This is a genomic window from Microcoleus sp. S36a_B3 (assembly GCF_036700745.1).
In the GTDB taxonomy this organism is placed as follows: Bacteria; Cyanobacteriota; Cyanobacteriia; order Cyanobacteriales; family Microcoleaceae; genus Microcoleus.
In genome coordinates this window covers 367,960-383,373 of the sequence record NZ_JAUBPN010000003.1, presented here as the reverse complement: position 1 = coordinate 383,373, position 15,414 = coordinate 367,960, and the positions used below count along the sequence as shown (strand labels likewise).

The following is a 15,414-nucleotide window of genomic DNA, read 5'->3' as shown; positions in this document are numbered from 1 at the left end:
AAAAACAATCTCAGCTTTTAGGAGATTGCTTGAATTTAGCTTGTTTGTAGTGAAAATAGGCAAGTTATTACACCTCGCTCAAACCGCTTTTAGGTACAACTTCTAACTACGCTGGTTCATCTACGCGCTGGCTCGAATAATAACCTTTAATCTCGGAGTTAAAAAATCTGCCTGTAGAATCGGCATCTTGCAGAGATTCCCAAATTTCCGGTTCTACGTCGCTGTATTGATAGACTGAGCCGCTGCTAAATTCTATTTGTAAAACTTGCTCTTCTTCGTTGTATCCGATCGCTCTCGCCATTTGGGAATCTACGGACATCATAGCAATTGGTTCGCCGCAGGGAGCAATTTCTGGTAATTCAATAGCGCCATTGAGTTCCGTGGAATCTGTATTGGCGATGAAATCAACCATTTGCAGGCCGTGCTTTGCAGCTTCGGGTGCGGCAATTTCGATAAATTCGATTTCTGCGCCGCGATCGATCAACAGTCCTAACTGGCCGTTAGAGTGACCGACAGCTAAGACGCTGCTCAAGTCAATTTTGGATAGTTTCATGGGATTTGTCAAGAATTTGTTTTAGGTCAATATTTCCCCTAATTAAGCAAGTTTCGCGACAGAGGAAATAGTGGATTAATTAATAGTGTATTTGATGTTGCCTAAAAAGTCAATAGCACAGTTGGGCGAAAATTATTTTATCAATTTAGGGGTCAGGTGCGGCTGGGGTATCCTAGGTTAATAAGATGTGTCCGGTTCTTAACGAAACTTGACAATACATTAAGAATTATTGCCATAAAACCAAGGTAAAATTGTGGGAAGGGCGAGTGAAAACTTAGCCAGCAAAAGCGTGTGAGGATTTTTCTCATCTGTAAATCTTCAGAAAGTTATTATTTCTAAAGGATTCATCCGGTGAGAAAATCGGAAACAACCTTAAAATTTAGCAGTAATCGCCCGATCGGGCAAATCTCAACCAACATCAGGAAAAATACCTATGAAATTGGCTTATTGGATGTACGCAGGCCCAGCCCACATCGGCACTTTGCGCGTGGCCACTTCCTTCAAAAATGTCCACGCCATCATGCACGCACCGATTGGAGACGACTATTTTAACGTCATGCGTTCCATGCTGGAGAGGGAACGGGATTTCACCCCGGTAACTACTAGCGTGGTTGACAGACACGTACTGGCGCGGGGTTCGCAGGAACGCGTGGTGGACAACATCACCCGCAAAGACAGAGAAGAACACCCAGATTTAATCGTGTTGACTCCGACTTGCACCTCCAGCATTCTGCAAGAAGATTTGGAAAACTTCGTGGAGCGAGCTCAATTGGATGCCAAAGGCGATGTATTGCTGGCGGATGTCAACCATTACCGCGTCAACGAACTGCAAGCTGCCGATCGCACGTTAGATCAAATCGTCCAATTTTACATCAACAAAGCCCGCAAAAAAGGCGATTTAGTAGAAGCCAAAAGCGAAAAACCATCTGTCAACATCATCGGGATGTCTACGCTGGGTTTCCACAACCAGCACGACTGCACCGAGTTGAAGCGTTTGATGGCAGATTTGGGAATAGAAGTCAACGAAGTTATTCCCGAAGGTGCTTCGGTTCACAACTTAAAAAGACTGCCGCGCGCTTGGTTTAACTTGGTTCCTTATCGGGAATTGGGGATGATGAGTGGGGAGTATTTGCAAAAAGAATTCGGTACGCCGATGGTGGATATTACGCCGATGGGTGTGGTAGAAACTGCGCGCTGTATCCGCAAGATTCAGCAAGTTTTGAATGCTCAAGGTGCGGATGTTGATTACGAAAACTTTATTGACCAACAAACTCGATTTGTGTCGCAGGCTGCTTGGTTTTCGCGATCGATCGACTGCCAAAACTTAACCGGCAAAAAAGCCGTCGTATTTGGCGATAATACGCACGCTGCGGCGATGACGAAGATTTTGGCTCGCGAGATGGGAATCCACGTTGTCTGGGCTGGAACGTACTGCAAACACGATGCTGACTGGTTCCGCGAACAGGTTAGCGAGTATTGTGATGAAGTGCTGGTGACGGACGATCACGGGCAAATTGGAGATGCGATCGCCAAAGCGGAACCTTCGGCAATTTTCGGCACGCAAATGGAACGCCACGTCGGTAAGCGGTTGGATATTCCGTGCGGTGTAATTGCTGCACCGATTCACGTCCAAAATTTCCCGATCGGCTACAAGCCATTTTTGGGTTATGAAGGTACAAATCAATGCGTAGATTTGGTCTACAATTCCTTCACTTTGGGAATGGAAGACCACTTGCTGGAAATCTTCGGCGGCCACGATACCAAGGAAGTGATTACCAAGGGTATTTCGGCAGATTCTGATATGAATTGGACGAAGGATGGACAGGCAGAATTGAATAAAATCCCTGGCTTTGTGCGGGGTAAGGTGAAGCGGAATACTGAGAAGTTTGCGCGCGAACGAGGGATTGAGAAGATCAATGCTGAGGTGTTGTACGCGGCCAAGGAAGCTGTCGGCGCGTAGTTAGTTGGGTAAGGGCATCTACAAAAGATGCCCTTGCTTATTTATCAAATTATTGTCTGACTTGTTTTTAGAGAAATTTCCATATAAAATGAGTGATAGTGAGGACATTATAGAGATTGCTTTACGACCTCTTGTTTGGATGGGAGACTCTCGCAGAAATATCCGCGAGTTTCCTCAAGAGGTACAAAAAGCAGTAGGTTATGCGCTGCAACTGGTGCAAGCAGGGGAAACACCTTTACAAGCCAAGCCTTTTAAAGTGGTGGGTAGCGGTGTATATGAAATCGTAAAACGCTACGATAATGATACTTACAGGGCAGTTTACGCTGTAAAGATTGGGGAAAAAGTCTATGTCCTGCACGCTTTTTAGAAAAAATCAAAGCAGGGGATTAAAACCCCACAAGCTGATGTTGACCTGATTAAACAACGCTATAAGGATGCAGTGGCAAGGGAAGAACAAAAATGACCCAAGAACCCTTTTTTGAAGAAAGCAGCGGCAATGTATTTTCTGACCTCGGACTGGAGGATGCAGATGAACTTTTTACGCGGGGCAAAATAGGAATTCAAGTAATCCGTCTCCTGAAACAACGCAACTTAAAACAGCACGAAATTAGTCAAATTCTTGGCATTCCACAGCCAGAAGTATCTAATTTAATGAACGGAGAGTTTCAACGGTTCAGTGAGGGTAAACTACTGATTTTTCTCAAGCGACTCGATAGGGAAATTACTTTGCATCTTCGCCCTCTTCATTCAGGCGATCGATCTGCTGAAACTGCGATCGTGCTATAGCTGTTAAGGCTTCATTATGCAAGTTTCATCGCCTATTGCGATCGCCTTTTTCCAACAAAGTGCGATCGCCCTCACTCCTCATTTTGACTATCTTCTTGCTCAACTTGCTCAAAATTCACTTGTTCGTAAACATCAGATAGAGGAATTTCTAGCTCGAAGGAATTAAACACTAAAGCCGTATCTTCCTCGTCATACTCGCTATACAACCATTTTTTATTCTCGGTTTTAGAATACTGCTCAACATTAATTTGTGTTTGGTCAATCAGAATATATTCTCTCAAACTAGGAATAGTTTTGTACAATTTAAACTTATCACCTCTATCGTAAGTTTTTGTAGACTTTGATAAAACTTCAATAATCACTTGCGAATTCATTTTATCTCAATATCTAAGATCCCCAATGGGTTCTATACAAAGCCTTCATGACAAGCTGACGTGATAACTTATCTCAAGACATTACCTTAATAGGGTAGAATTAAAAGTATGACAGATTCATCCTTAAACCTATTTCCCATCGAAAATCTTGACGATTTGATTCGTCCTTTTATTGTTCCACCAGAACGAAAAATTTCTCTTGCCAAAGACTATGACCCAGCCTACAAAGCCGATAACCTCAAGAAGTCGAAAGCTAAAGGTCAATTAAAGCAAGGTATTGAGGCATTAGCAGAATATCAGGATGTTCTCTATGCCCAAAATACCCATGCTGTGCTCATCATCTTTCAGGCTATGGATGCGGCTGGTAAAGATAGTACCATCAAGCACGTTATGTCTGGGATTAATCCTCAAGGATGTCAAGTGCATAGCTTTAAAGCTCCATCTACGGAAGAGTTAAATCATGACTATTTGTGGCGATGTTCTAAGGCTTTACCCGAAAGAGGGCGAATTGGGATTTTTAATCGCTCTTATTACGAAGAAATTTTAGTAACAAGAGTGCATCCAGAAATCCTAGAGCAGCGACCGCTCCCTGTTAGCATAATTGATAATGATATTTGGAAGCGCCGCTTTGAGGAAATCAACAACTTTGAGAAGCATCTGGTCAATAACGGAACGATTATCCTCAAGTTTTTCCTCAATGTATCTAAAGAGGAGCAGAAAGAACGTTTTCTAGAAAGGATTAATCGCCCTGAAAAGAATTGGAAATTTTCTGTGAATGATGCGAAAGAGCGTAGCTTTTGGGATGACTATATGGCTGTCTATGAGGATATGTTCAATCACACGAGTACAAAATATGCTCCTTGGTACATTATCCCGGCCGATCGCAAATGGTTTACTCGTCTAGTTGTGGCTGGCATCATTTACACGCAGTTAAAGGAACTGAATCTCCAATATCCTACGCTCAGTAAAGAGCAACATCAAGAACTTTTAACTGCGAAGAAAATTCTGGAAAGCCAGAAATAAGGATGCAAATTGGTTGATATTAGCGATCGCCATTCCTGTGAGCCGTGATTTTTTGGCGATCGCTCAAACCCAGTAAATTATCCCAGTTTGGTTATTGATCACCATTCTAATCACTATCTTGCTCTATTCATGTATATCATACCACAGCAAGGTTTTAATGTCAAAGATGCGAGGGTATTCTTTAACTCCAATGGCGATCGCATCTATTGAACAGCTAGCAGCGATCGCGGCACGAATATTACTGCCACGGGTGTGTCCTCACCGAGAGGAATGATGGGTAATGGAGGGATGATGCTACTAATATTACTGCTTGCCTCGCACGGCTATCTTTAATGGACACCGTTTGAGACACCTGCTATTTTTCAAAGCAAAGATTTAGAAAGCAATGCCTTATGTCTAGCTACCTACAATCAAAATATCATCCTTTAGAGAGACACAAAACTGCTAGTTTACTGCCAACATTGGGCTAGAGTGAATTTTAGATACAGTTTACTTTAACCATTATTTCTGCACTGATTTTAGGACTCGCGATTCTTTAACAAAATCTCAACCTCAATCTCAAGTCAGGGATAGATTTACTATCCGTGATTGAGGGAATTGCGGATTTAGGCTTAAGCATTTACTGGCTCTTGCGCTACGTTCATCTGGGGGAAAAATTTCACCCCCGGAACTAGCTTTACATCCTAGCCGCAAGGAAATAATTCAACTTTTACAAATAGCAGATTTAGTCAACACTGAAATTAACCTGAAGGCTCAAAATAATGAACTTCAAACGCATTCTAGTTGCCATTAATCATTCTCCTTTAACATCCATCGTGTTCGATCGCGCACTCAATTTAGCGCAGCAAGAGCAAGCTAAATTGATGATCCTTCATTGCCTCGCAGACTTGACTGCGATCGATCCAGGATTACAGTCAGGTGGGACATTTGGAATCTATCCAATCAACACTGGGTTTTCTCAATTACTCCAGGACGAAACGCTTCAGCTACAGATTGAGCAGGCAAAAACTTGGTTGCAAGAATACTGCGATCGCGCAACTGCCCGAAATATTCCTGCTGAATACCAACACAATTTTGGTGAGCCAGGGGCAACGATTTCTAGTGTTGCTCAAGAGTGGAATGCCGATCTGATCGTACTGGGTCGGCATGACCACTCTGCGATCGCAGAATTTTTCGTAGGTAGTGTCAGCAATCATGTGGTCGATCGCGCGAATTGTTCTGTTTTAGTCATAAAAGATACAAATCCCGATCGAGATAAATAAAAAGAGAAAAACCGTGAACACAATTGATCGGACTGGTTTATCGGGCTTAGAAATTGGGCAATCAACCATAAAAACAAACACTCTTTCCCCAGAACTACTCCACAAAATAGATGCCTACTGGCGTGCCGCCAACTATCTGTCAGTTGGGCAAATTTATCTCTACGACAATCCATTGCTGAAGGAGCCTCTGCAACTCTCCCACGTCAAACCATTAGTGGTTGGAAATTGGGGTACAACACCGGGACAGAACTTCATCTATGTACACTTGACATGAGGGTGCAAAATGACCTGGATCGCTTTCATCTGGTGCAAGATGTAGTCGATCGTCTGCTGCATTTGGGTAGTAAGGGAGACTATCTCAAGCAGATGATGCAGGACAAGTTGATCGAGCATAAGCATTACATCGACAAGCAGGGCGAAGACTTGCCGGAAATCCGCAATTGGAAGTGGGGCGCAGCACGGAATGTCAAGGGTTGGAAAGATAGACAGCCAGATCCTAGTCATTCCATCTAAATATTAAGCCAATCACAATTACCACAGGAGAACATCGTGCAAATCCAAATTCATACCGGACATAACATCGAAGGTGACAAAGCACTAGCCACTCAGGTTAGTGGTGTAGTTGCAGAGAGTCTAAGCCGATTGGGCGATCGCATCACTCACGTTGATGTTCACCTGAGCGATGAGAACAGCGACAAGAAGGGCGGCGATGACGATATGCGCTGCACGATCGAAGCCCGCCTCAAAGGACACCAACCCCTCGCGGCAACACATCAGGCAGCGACCTTAGACCAAGCTGTGGACGGGGCTGCCGATAAATTGACCAGATCGATCGATAGCACTCTCGGACGGCTGCACGACCAAGAAAATCAGAGAACTGACCCGCCTCTGTCTAGCTAACAGTCAATAAATTTTCCCAGGAGTCAGAGATGAAAACAAGTAAGGGACTATGGAAAAACTAGGATAAAATAATCAACACTTCACACTCCAGAAATTCTGGAGCAGTGACAACTCCCACCTAGTTTATCAGTCATATTTTTGAATTCAAATTAAGTTTAGATGAATCATCATTTTTAGCATTTTAGATAGTATTTCAGATAACAGCATTACATATTGAGAGGTCAGTGATGCCAACGGCAACGGATTTTAAAGACTATTACACCATCCTGGGAGTGAGCAAAACTGCAACTCCTGAAGAAATCAAACGGGCTTACCGCAAACTGGCCCGCAAGTACCATCCTGACCTCAATCCTGGGGATAAAGATGCAGAGGCAAAGTTCAAAGACTTGAACGAAGCAAATGAGGTACTTTCCGATCCAGAGAACCGGCAAAAGTACGATCGCTTTGGTCAACATTGGAATCAGCCGGGATACACTGAAGCGCCAACTCCTAGAGGAACTAATGTTTCGGCGGAAGACTTCGATCGCTACGAGGACTTTGATTCATTTATCAACGATTTGCTGGGGGGAATGAAAGGTGGATCGAAACGTAGAACCCAGAACTATCAAACTGCAACCAATGGCTTTAATGATTTTGGTGACGGATTTCGTTCTCAAGCGCCCGCGCCGGATACCGAAGCTGCGATCGCGCTCACATTTTCCGAAGCATTTCACGGTGTCCAGAAACGGCTACAACTCGACGATGAAACAATCAACGTCCGCATTCCCGCAGGCGCAAAACCCGGTAGTCGAATTCGACTCAAAGGTAAAGGTCGTCCTAGTCCATTCTCTCAACAGCGCGGCGATTTGTATTTAACGATCGAGATTTTGCCCCATTCCTTCTTTCGATTCGAGGGTGATGACCTCGTTTGTGACCTTCCAATTCGCCCCGATGAAGCCGTTTTAGGGGCAGAAATCAGTGTTCCAACTCCCGATGGTAGCGTTACAATGAAAGTGCCTAAAGGAGTGCGATCGGGACAATCGTTAAGACTGCGCGGTAAAGGTTGGACATTGCAAAAAGGAGGACGAAGTGACTTATTAGCTAAACTTCAAATTGTCACGCCGAAAGACTTAAGTGCGATCGAGCAAGAATGCTACGAAAAAATCCAAGCAAATACGAGTTTTAACCCGCGTACTCAGTTAGAGGAAATTAAGTTATGAGCTTTAGCCTTTCAAAAATTGTGGTTTCACCCGAAGGTGAACAACTCTACACCTTTGAATATGCTGCATTAGTAACTGAAACTTCAATTACGCTTGTGAAAATTTATGTTGAATTAGGTGTAATCGAACCAATTGGCGACCTGCTGCATTCCCGCGAGATTGCTAGAATTGCTCAGATTCAGCGGTTGCGTCAAGACTTGGGACTGAACTTAGTCGGAGCCGCAATGGTGTTAGATATGGCGACTGAAATTGCCCAATTACGAGCACAACTTAGGGGGTATCAATCTCATCCATCAAGTACCTTGTGAGGTGTTTGTCGCGCTAATGAATGCTCAAAGTCAAGATGAGGGTAGAAAACCAAACAATCAAAACTACAACAGCAAACTATGAAAACACTACTGAAGCGATTTGCATTACTGCTTGGTTTGATTACTGGTGTTTCAACTTATCTCGTCTTACCAGCTTCGGCGGACTCTACTGCTGACTTGGTACTCAGTTTGAAGTGCCAAGGTGGATACAATGTTAATGTTTGGAAAAGGTATGATTCGGGCGAACTTCTCTACCGTTCTACAAGTCCTCAAGGTAATTTGAGTTTGGGTAAGGGAACTAGAGAAGATACAGGATCGGCTCAAGTTTATAAGTTTAAGAATGGCAACTATAAATATCAAGTGCTTGGTGGTAAAGCAGATCATCAAGGGAAGGGGACTTTAGAGGTGTTCAAGAACGATCGCTCCATTATGAGTCAAACTTGTACACCAAATGGATGAAAAGCGTTGATGCAAAAGCGATCGGGTCCGAATCTTCGCAAGCTATTGACTCAATCGGAGCAATCTCATGACACAATCTCTCTGGTTGTTTGAAAATCGCTTCAACATCATTGGCGATCGCACCACGATCGGCGGTTAGTACGATCTGCTCGAAAGTTACTTTTAAATAGTTGATGCTTTACACAAGCATCAAATGCGTTATGAGGTATAGCGAACCTATCATATCGTTTCCGGTTGCATCGGAATGATTTAACCGGCGCTAGAACACAGAGGACACAGAGAGAGAGAATAGAGATATGAATAATTCCGATGCTACCGGATTTGATATCAAGCTCTACAAGCAGAAATGTACGCACTGCGAACAGAGGTTCAAACATTAGCACGAAGAGGTTTAAACTAATAACTTGCTAAGAATCACAAATTAAATATAACTCTGCTTTTATAAAAACTATTCCTGAAGAACGATACCCTCGCCAATCATAAAAAATAGCCTGATAATAAACTACATTGCAGTGGCAGAACGATCGCCAAATGAGTCACTTCAAATTGTTTTTTTTTAACAAGCTTCGCCTAATAATAATTGAAGTTAAAGGGTGAAGTGTATTTACTTAAACCAATTAGCGCAAGCAAAAATATTGTCACAGCTCATTTGCTTCTGTGCCAAATTAAATCAAAGATACAGAATTTAAAAATGCGAAATTAATTTGGCATAGTATAGCGGTTCTCACAAAAGTGAGATATGCCCTATGCCCTATTCCCTATGCCCTATGCCCAATCCCTCCGCTTCGCGCTCGCCCAATGCCCTGCGCGGGCCAATCCCGGATAGTACCTCATACCAGAGCACAGAAAGGCTATACCTTATTTTGGTTGAGTCTAACTTTTCGTTAAAACATTCAAATGTTAGAGATTAGATGGGGCAAATTGTGCAAACATTCAATCGAAAGGTAGAGATTAGATGGGGCAAATTGTGCAAACATTCAATCGAAAGGTAGAGATCAGATGGGGCAAATTGTGCAAACATTCAATTGACTGCAAAAAAAACAATGGGAGCATCCCAATTTGGTGACAAGCGTTTTTTAGGAGTGCGACCGAGACGCTCGCACGCTATGCCGCGACCGAGACGCTCGCACGCTATATCATCCAAATATATGATTCTGATGCAACCGTCCACGATCTGAAAGCAAAAATGGGATGATCCCAACCCAATTTGTTTTTACTACTTTTTTCTCACAAACAATCCTCATGGTGAATAAAATGGAAATGACAAATAAAATTGACATCAACAAATCTGTGCCGATCGAGCGCTGGGGTGAATTTTTCGATCAGTTTACTGATGGCAATCGCGGACGGCATATTTCGATCGAAATCATCGGTTCAGAACTCGGTGATGCAGAACTGATTAAGAATGCACCTCTTCATGCGATGGTTTACGATCGCCCTGGCAAAGGAGATGATTTGGTAATTGAAGTGGGTAAAGATGAGGTGACTTATGCTCACACGATCGATTCACCAACAGAAGTTTTAACGGGACAGAACTCAAACGGTGTGATTGTGGCGGTTCGGATTAGTGACGCTGCTGGGACACAAACATTGATTCAGCTACAAGCTAGTTGAGCTGGTAGAATAATCCTGAGTTCAACTTAAACAGCACCCAATGTTTCACGCTCCATACTCAATAACCGGCAGGATTCAAGATGTCTGAGATTCAAAACAAAGTGGTAATCATCACCGGAGCCAGCAGTGGATTAGGTGAGGCGGCAGCGAAGCGACTTGCTGCTAGTGGAGCCAAACTAATGTTAGCTGCCCGCCGCGAAGATCGGCTCAAAGAACTGGTTGACACGATCGCCCGATCGGGAGGAACTGCAACCTACTTAGTAACGGATGTCACCGATCGCGCACAGGTGGAAACCTTAGCCAAGGAAACTTTGAGTACCTACGGCCGAATCGACGTGCTAATCAATAATGCGGGGTTGATGCCGCTCTCTCCCCTCGACCAAATCAAGGTGGAAGAGTGGGATCAAATGATTGATGTCAACATCAAGGGCGTTCTCTATGGGATTGCGGCCGTGTTGCCAACTATGCGCCAGCAAAAGTCCGGTCACATCATTAACCTATCATCTGTCGCCGGACATAAAGTGTTTCCCGGATCGGCGGTTTATTGTGCTACTAAGTTCGCAGTGCGAGCGATCTCGGAAGGGCTGCGATTAGAGTCAAACGGTGAAATTCGATCGACTAATATCTCACCAGGAGCCATTACGACTGAGTTGCTCACAACTATTAGCGATAAAGATACAGCAGCTAACATGAATGGACTTTATGAAATAGCTATTGATGCAGATGCTATTGCTAGGGCGATCGCCTATGCGATCGAGCAGCCCGCTGATGTTGATGTGAATGAAATGATTATCCGTCCGACAAAGCAAGAACTTTAGAGTCACAGAACATCATGAAAGAGCGAAAACTGGGGAATCAAGGATTAGTGGTTTCGGAACTAGGACTCGGCTGCATGGGGATGTCCGAATTCTACGGGACAACTGATGAGTCAGAATCGATCGCCACTATTCATCGCGCCTTAGAGTTAGGCGTGACTTTGCTGGATACGGCTGATATGTATGGTGTCGGTAACAATGAGGAGTTAGTCGGCAAAGCGATTAAAGGGCATCGCGATCGAGTCATCATCGCCACGAAATTTGGCAATGTGCGCGGTAGCGACGGCAGCTTTAAGGGTGTCAACGGCAAACCCGAATATGTCCGCTCAGCCTGTGATGCCAGTCTCAAGCGTCTGGGCGTAGATGCGATCGATCTTTACTACCAGCACCGAGTCGATCCCAACACTGCGATCGAAGAAACCGTAGGTGCAATGGCAGAGTTAGTTCAAGCCGGAAAAGTCCGCTACCTCGGCCTTTCCGAAGCCGCCAGCGCCACGATCCGCCGCGCCCAAGCAGTGCATCCTATTTCCGCACTTCAGACAGAATATTCGCTGTGGAGCCGGGAGCCAGAAACCGAGATTTTGCCCACCTGTCGAGAGCTAGGGATTGGATTTGTGCCTTATAGCCCTCTGGGGCGCGGGTTTCTCACAGGCAAAATCAAGAGCCTCGACACATTATCTGAAGGAGACTATCGGGCTGAACGATATCCTCGCTTTCAAGCCGAGAATCTCCAGCAAAATCTGGAACTCGTCGAGCAAATCGAGCAGATGGCCGCCGCTAAGGGCATCAAAGCCGGACAGTTGGCGCTGGCGTGGGTTTTGGCGCAGGGCGAAGACATCGTGCCAATTCCAGGCACTAAACGCCGCACCTATTTAGAAGAAAACATTGCAGCAGCCGATGTGACGCTGACTCCAGCAGAACTAGAGCAAATCGCCAAAGTGCTGCCATTAGGAATTGCGGTGGGCGATCGCTACCCCGATATGAGTACGGTTAATCGTTAGGATTTGGCGCGAGACAGTATTTTTAACTACGGCTAAATTTTTGATTCAGGAGCGATAAATCATGTCAAAACTTATTGTTTGGGGAACACCCATCAGTACCTATGTCCGTACAGTCCGGCTGCTACTTGAGGAAATAGGCGCAGACTATACCCTCCAAAGCGTTGATATTTTCAATGGTGAAAGCCAGTCCGCAGAGTACCGGGCTAAGAATCCTTTTGGTAAAGTCCCCACCTTGGAAATAAATGGGGAACTGCTCTATGAAACGGCTGCTATTACTGAATACCTTGATGCTACTTTAGGCGATCGCAAGTTTAGCTTTTCCGATCCCATGCTTCAAGCTCGGATGCGTCAAATCATGGCAATTATTGATAGCTATTTCTATGCCCCTGCCATTGGCACCATTGTGCTTCAGCAATTGATTGTGCCTAGCCAGGGTGGTAAGGCAGATGAGGCTAAAGTCAAAAATGCGATCGCGCCTGCAAAAACTGCTCTAGAGGCGATCGAGTCGCTAGCTGCGGGTAGCCCCTATCTGCTCGGCAGCCAAGCGAGCATTGCGGATTTCTATCTGATTCCGATCTTTGTCTACTTGTCGCAAACTCCAGAGTTTGAGGTGATTGCCGCTCAAACGCCGAAACTACGGACGTGGTGGGATAAGGTTAGCCAGTTGCCCAGCGTCAAAAAAGTGTGTGCTTAATAGCAGTCAAATTGGGGGAACTTTAAATGCTCTTCCCCCTGTTTTAAGCTATATCTCCGGGTAGATAAAACACGTCCTACCCGCAGTAATCTCAATCTTTTTCGTTTTCTTTTTTATTAAGAAAACCAGATAAAGTTAAATCAAATAAATGCAATTTTGGGCATCAAAGCCTTTAGCAAATATTAAAAACAACCGCTCAAACTTAAGTCGATCGAGTTCGGAAAATCTACCCAACAAAGAGAAAATTATGACAGATATCGTGAGCCGCGAGATTCGGCTAGTCTCTCGCCCCAAGGGGATTCCTACCGCAGATAACTTTGCGATCGCGCAAACAGAACTAAAGCCACTTCAAGATGGGCAAGTCCTCGTTCGCAATCTCTATATGTCAGTCGATCCATATATGCGCGGTCGCATGAACGAGGGGAAATCCTATGTTCCATCCTTCGCGTTAGGAAAAGCACTCGAAGGCGGCGCAGTCGGCGAGGTAATCGAGTCTCGTGCCCAGGAATTCAAGCCGGGTGATGTTGTGACTTCCAACTATGGCTGGCGGGAATACTTCATCGCTGCACCAAAAGATTTGCATCAGGTTAGCCGCGACATTCAACCGCTCTCAGTTTACCTCGGTGCCCTCGGCATGACAGGTATGACTGCTTGGGTTGGGTTGAATTTGGTAGAAGTCAAAGCCGGCGATGTTATTTTTATTTCGGGAGCCGCAGGCGCGGTGGGAAATGTCGCCGGACAACTAGCGAAATTGCGCGGATGCCATGTCATCGGCTCAGCCGGTTCAATGGAAAAAATCAAGTTTCTGCAGGAAGAATGCGGATTTGATAGCGCCTTCGATTACAAGGCCGGCCCTATTCTCGAACAACTGAATCAGGCAGCACCGGACGGAATTGATGTCTATTTCGATAATGTAGGAGGCGAAACGCTGCAAGCGGCGCTCTCGGCATTACGGGTACACGGCCGGATTATCGCTTGTGGCAGCATCTCCGGTTATAACGATGAAAAGCCCCAGCCTGGCCCTTCCAATCTATTTAATATGATTGGCAAACGCTTGACCATGAAAGGGCTAATTGTTCGCGATTGGCTCGATCGCCAGAGTGAATTTGAACAAGAAGTGGGCGGCTATTTTCAAGCTGGAAAATTGAAGAATAAGGAAACCGAGGTGGCAGGAATCGATCGGTCGGTGGATGCGTTTATCGGTCTTTTTGAAGGCAAAAATGTGGGTAAAATGGTGGTGAAACTGGACTAGGTAGCCGCCATTAGTGTCAACTTAACGTCAAACCCAGTCAAAGACTGTTGTTTGACTATTAAATCTAGATCCCCCCTAGCCCCCATTAGGTCGGGGGGGATAGGAGTCTTTTCAAAGTCAACCCCTACTCCCCTTCTTAAGGGGGATTTAGGGGGATCTAGACTTAGGTAAAAGCGAGAAATACCAAAGCTTTCAGGCTTAAGTTGACACTAATGGGTAGCCACTAATTGAGTGGGTACTTGCTTCATTAATTGTAGCAAGTTGAAACCCTAGATCGCTTATACATTATTTGGTTTAAGAAAGTATGGATCTCCAACTATCAGATCGGATTGCATTGGTCAGCGGTTCAACCGCCGGCATTGGATTAGCGATCGCCACGACACTTGCCCAGGAAGGAGCAACTGTCATTATCAATGGCAGAACGGAAGAGCGGGTAAACCATGCCCTCAAAAGCATTCAGCAAAGCGTCCCCAATGCCAAACTTCAGGGAATTACTGCCGATTTGGCAACAACCGCAGGAGCTGAATTGTTGTTTCAACAAGTGCCAGAAGTCAACATTTTGGTCAACAACTTGGGAATTTATGGCGCTAAAGCATTTGAAGATATTTCCGATGAAGAGTGGATGAACTTTATGGAAGTAAACGTGATGAGCGGTGTCAGGCTCTCGCGTCATTACTTACCTTTGATGCTAAAAAAAGATTGGGGACGCATTATTTTCATCTCTAGTGAATCTGGCTTGAATATTCCCGCTGAAATGATTCACTATGGCGTTACCAAGACTGCACAAATAGCCTTGGCTCGTGGTTTAGCTGAAACAACCGCAGGCAGTCGTGTCACCGTGAATACAGTATTGCCAGGGCCAACTCGTTCCGAAGGAGTGGAAACTTTTATCGAGGGACTTGCCAAAGAGCAAAATATTTCAGCCGAACAAGTTGAGAAAGAATTTTTCACCAAAACTCGTCCATCTTCCCTGATTCAGCGATTTGCTTCAACGTCTGAAGTTGCTGCATTAGTTGCATTTGTTGCTAGTCCTTTAGCCTCTGCAATTAATGGTGCTGCCTTGCGAGTCGAGGGTGGATTGGTGCGATCGATTGTTTAATGAATTCGCCTATTAGACATCTCCAAAAATGAATTTCAAGCCCTGGCTATGCTTGAGTCGATCTCTGATTTCTGGAGATGTCTATTCAACCCAGGAATAAAATGATTACTCATCC

19 protein-coding genes are annotated in these 15,414 nt (G+C 44.8%); 17 read left to right on the top strand and 2 right to left on the bottom strand.

Going from position 1 to position 15,414, the window contains the following annotated elements:
- Window positions 1-106: 106 nt before the first annotated feature.
- The gene (locus QUA01_RS05600) at window positions 107-553 is read right to left on the bottom strand and encodes a KTSC domain-containing protein (RefSeq protein ID WP_333087370.1); all 447 of its coding nucleotides are present in this window, start codon (window positions 551-553) and stop codon (window positions 107-109) included.
- Between the two features lie 433 nt (window positions 554-986).
- On the opposite strand from QUA01_RS05600, the gene bchB reads away from it, so the two are divergent.
- The 3 genes from bchB to QUA01_RS05585 all read left to right on the top strand — a co-directional run bounded on the left by bchB (window position 987) and on the right by QUA01_RS05585 (window position 3,299).
- Window positions 987-2,513, top strand: coding sequence for a ferredoxin:protochlorophyllide reductase (ATP-dependent) subunit B (gene bchB, locus QUA01_RS05595; RefSeq protein ID WP_333087369.1), 1,527 nt, complete (start codon window positions 987-989; stop codon window positions 2,511-2,513).
- An 88-nt stretch (window positions 2,514-2,601) separates the two neighbouring features.
- Complete coding sequence (locus tag QUA01_RS05590) at window positions 2,602-2,880, top strand: type II toxin-antitoxin system RelE/ParE family toxin (RefSeq protein ID WP_333087368.1); 279 nt, start codon at window positions 2,602-2,604, stop codon at window positions 2,878-2,880.
- Between the two features lie 92 nt (window positions 2,881-2,972).
- Window positions 2,973-3,299, top strand: a complete 327-nt coding sequence (locus QUA01_RS05585; protein ID WP_333087367.1) for a helix-turn-helix domain-containing protein — start codon at window positions 2,973-2,975, stop codon at window positions 3,297-3,299.
- 71 nt (window positions 3,300-3,370) lie between these two features.
- Here QUA01_RS05585 and QUA01_RS05580 read toward each other — a convergent pair whose 3' ends face one another.
- On the bottom strand, window positions 3,371-3,673 hold the full coding sequence (locus tag QUA01_RS05580; RefSeq protein WP_333087366.1) for a Uma2 family endonuclease: 303 nt from the start codon (window positions 3,671-3,673) through the stop codon (window positions 3,371-3,373).
- 108 nt (window positions 3,674-3,781) lie between these two features.
- Between QUA01_RS05580 and QUA01_RS05575 the strand changes: the two genes are divergently transcribed.
- The 14 genes from QUA01_RS05575 to QUA01_RS05510 all read left to right on the top strand — a co-directional run bounded on the left by QUA01_RS05575 (window position 3,782) and on the right by QUA01_RS05510 (window position 15,299).
- The gene (locus tag QUA01_RS05575; RefSeq protein ID WP_333087364.1) at window positions 3,782-4,696 is read left to right on the top strand and encodes a polyphosphate kinase 2 family protein; all 915 of its coding nucleotides are present in this window, start codon (window positions 3,782-3,784) and stop codon (window positions 4,694-4,696) included.
- 761 nt (window positions 4,697-5,457) lie between these two features.
- Window positions 5,458-5,958 (top strand): universal stress protein, encoded by a 501-nt coding sequence (locus QUA01_RS05570; protein ID WP_333087363.1) that lies wholly within the window; start codon window positions 5,458-5,460, stop codon window positions 5,956-5,958.
- 13 nt (window positions 5,959-5,971) lie between these two features.
- A complete protein-coding gene (locus QUA01_RS05565; RefSeq protein WP_333087362.1) occupies window positions 5,972-6,232 on the top strand; it encodes a hypothetical protein in 261 nt (86 codons plus the stop codon).
- Window positions 6,233-6,234: 2 nt separating this feature from the next.
- Complete coding sequence (locus QUA01_RS05560; protein ID WP_333087360.1) at window positions 6,235-6,471, top strand: hypothetical protein; 237 nt, start codon at window positions 6,235-6,237, stop codon at window positions 6,469-6,471.
- Between the two features lie 36 nt (window positions 6,472-6,507).
- Window positions 6,508-6,858: an HPF/RaiA family ribosome-associated protein gene (locus QUA01_RS05555; protein WP_333087359.1), complete on the top strand. Its 351-nt coding sequence runs from the start codon at window positions 6,508-6,510 to the stop codon at window positions 6,856-6,858.
- Window positions 6,859-7,085: 227 nt separating this feature from the next.
- Window positions 7,086-8,057 carry a DnaJ C-terminal domain-containing protein gene (locus tag QUA01_RS05550; protein WP_333087357.1) on the top strand — a complete coding sequence of 324 codons (972 nt, stop codon included), beginning with the start codon at window positions 7,086-7,088 and terminating at the stop codon, window positions 8,055-8,057.
- The gene (locus QUA01_RS05545; protein ID WP_333087356.1) at window positions 8,054-8,365 is read left to right on the top strand and encodes a chaperone modulator CbpM; all 312 of its coding nucleotides are present in this window, start codon (window positions 8,054-8,056) and stop codon (window positions 8,363-8,365) included. Before QUA01_RS05550 ends, QUA01_RS05545 begins: the two co-directional genes overlap by 4 nt.
- A 78-nt stretch (window positions 8,366-8,443) precedes the next feature.
- Entirely contained in the window at window positions 8,444-8,824 is a 381-nt protein-coding gene (locus QUA01_RS05540) for a hypothetical protein (RefSeq protein WP_333087355.1), read from the top strand.
- A 1,260-nt stretch (window positions 8,825-10,084) separates the two neighbouring features.
- Entirely contained in the window at window positions 10,085-10,438 is a 354-nt protein-coding gene (locus tag QUA01_RS05535) for a DUF5335 family protein (RefSeq protein ID WP_333087354.1), read from the top strand.
- An 80-nt stretch (window positions 10,439-10,518) separates the two neighbouring features.
- Window positions 10,519-11,256 (top strand): SDR family oxidoreductase, encoded by a 738-nt coding sequence (locus tag QUA01_RS05530; protein WP_333087353.1) that lies wholly within the window; start codon window positions 10,519-10,521, stop codon window positions 11,254-11,256.
- A gap of 14 nt (window positions 11,257-11,270) precedes the next feature.
- Window positions 11,271-12,254 carry an aldo/keto reductase gene (locus QUA01_RS05525; RefSeq protein ID WP_333087352.1) on the top strand — a complete coding sequence of 328 codons (984 nt, stop codon included), beginning with the start codon at window positions 11,271-11,273 and terminating at the stop codon, window positions 12,252-12,254.
- A gap of 61 nt (window positions 12,255-12,315) precedes the next feature.
- Window positions 12,316-12,948, top strand: coding sequence for a glutathione S-transferase family protein (locus QUA01_RS05520; protein ID WP_333087351.1), 633 nt, complete (start codon window positions 12,316-12,318; stop codon window positions 12,946-12,948).
- Between the two features lie 148 nt (window positions 12,949-13,096).
- Complete coding sequence (locus QUA01_RS05515; protein ID WP_333087350.1) at window positions 13,097-14,200, top strand: NADP-dependent oxidoreductase; 1,104 nt, start codon at window positions 13,097-13,099, stop codon at window positions 14,198-14,200.
- A gap of 304 nt (window positions 14,201-14,504) precedes the next feature.
- A complete protein-coding gene (locus QUA01_RS05510) occupies window positions 14,505-15,299 on the top strand; it encodes an SDR family NAD(P)-dependent oxidoreductase (RefSeq protein WP_333087349.1) in 795 nt (264 codons plus the stop codon).
- The last annotated feature ends 115 nt before the right edge of the window (window positions 15,300-15,414 follow it).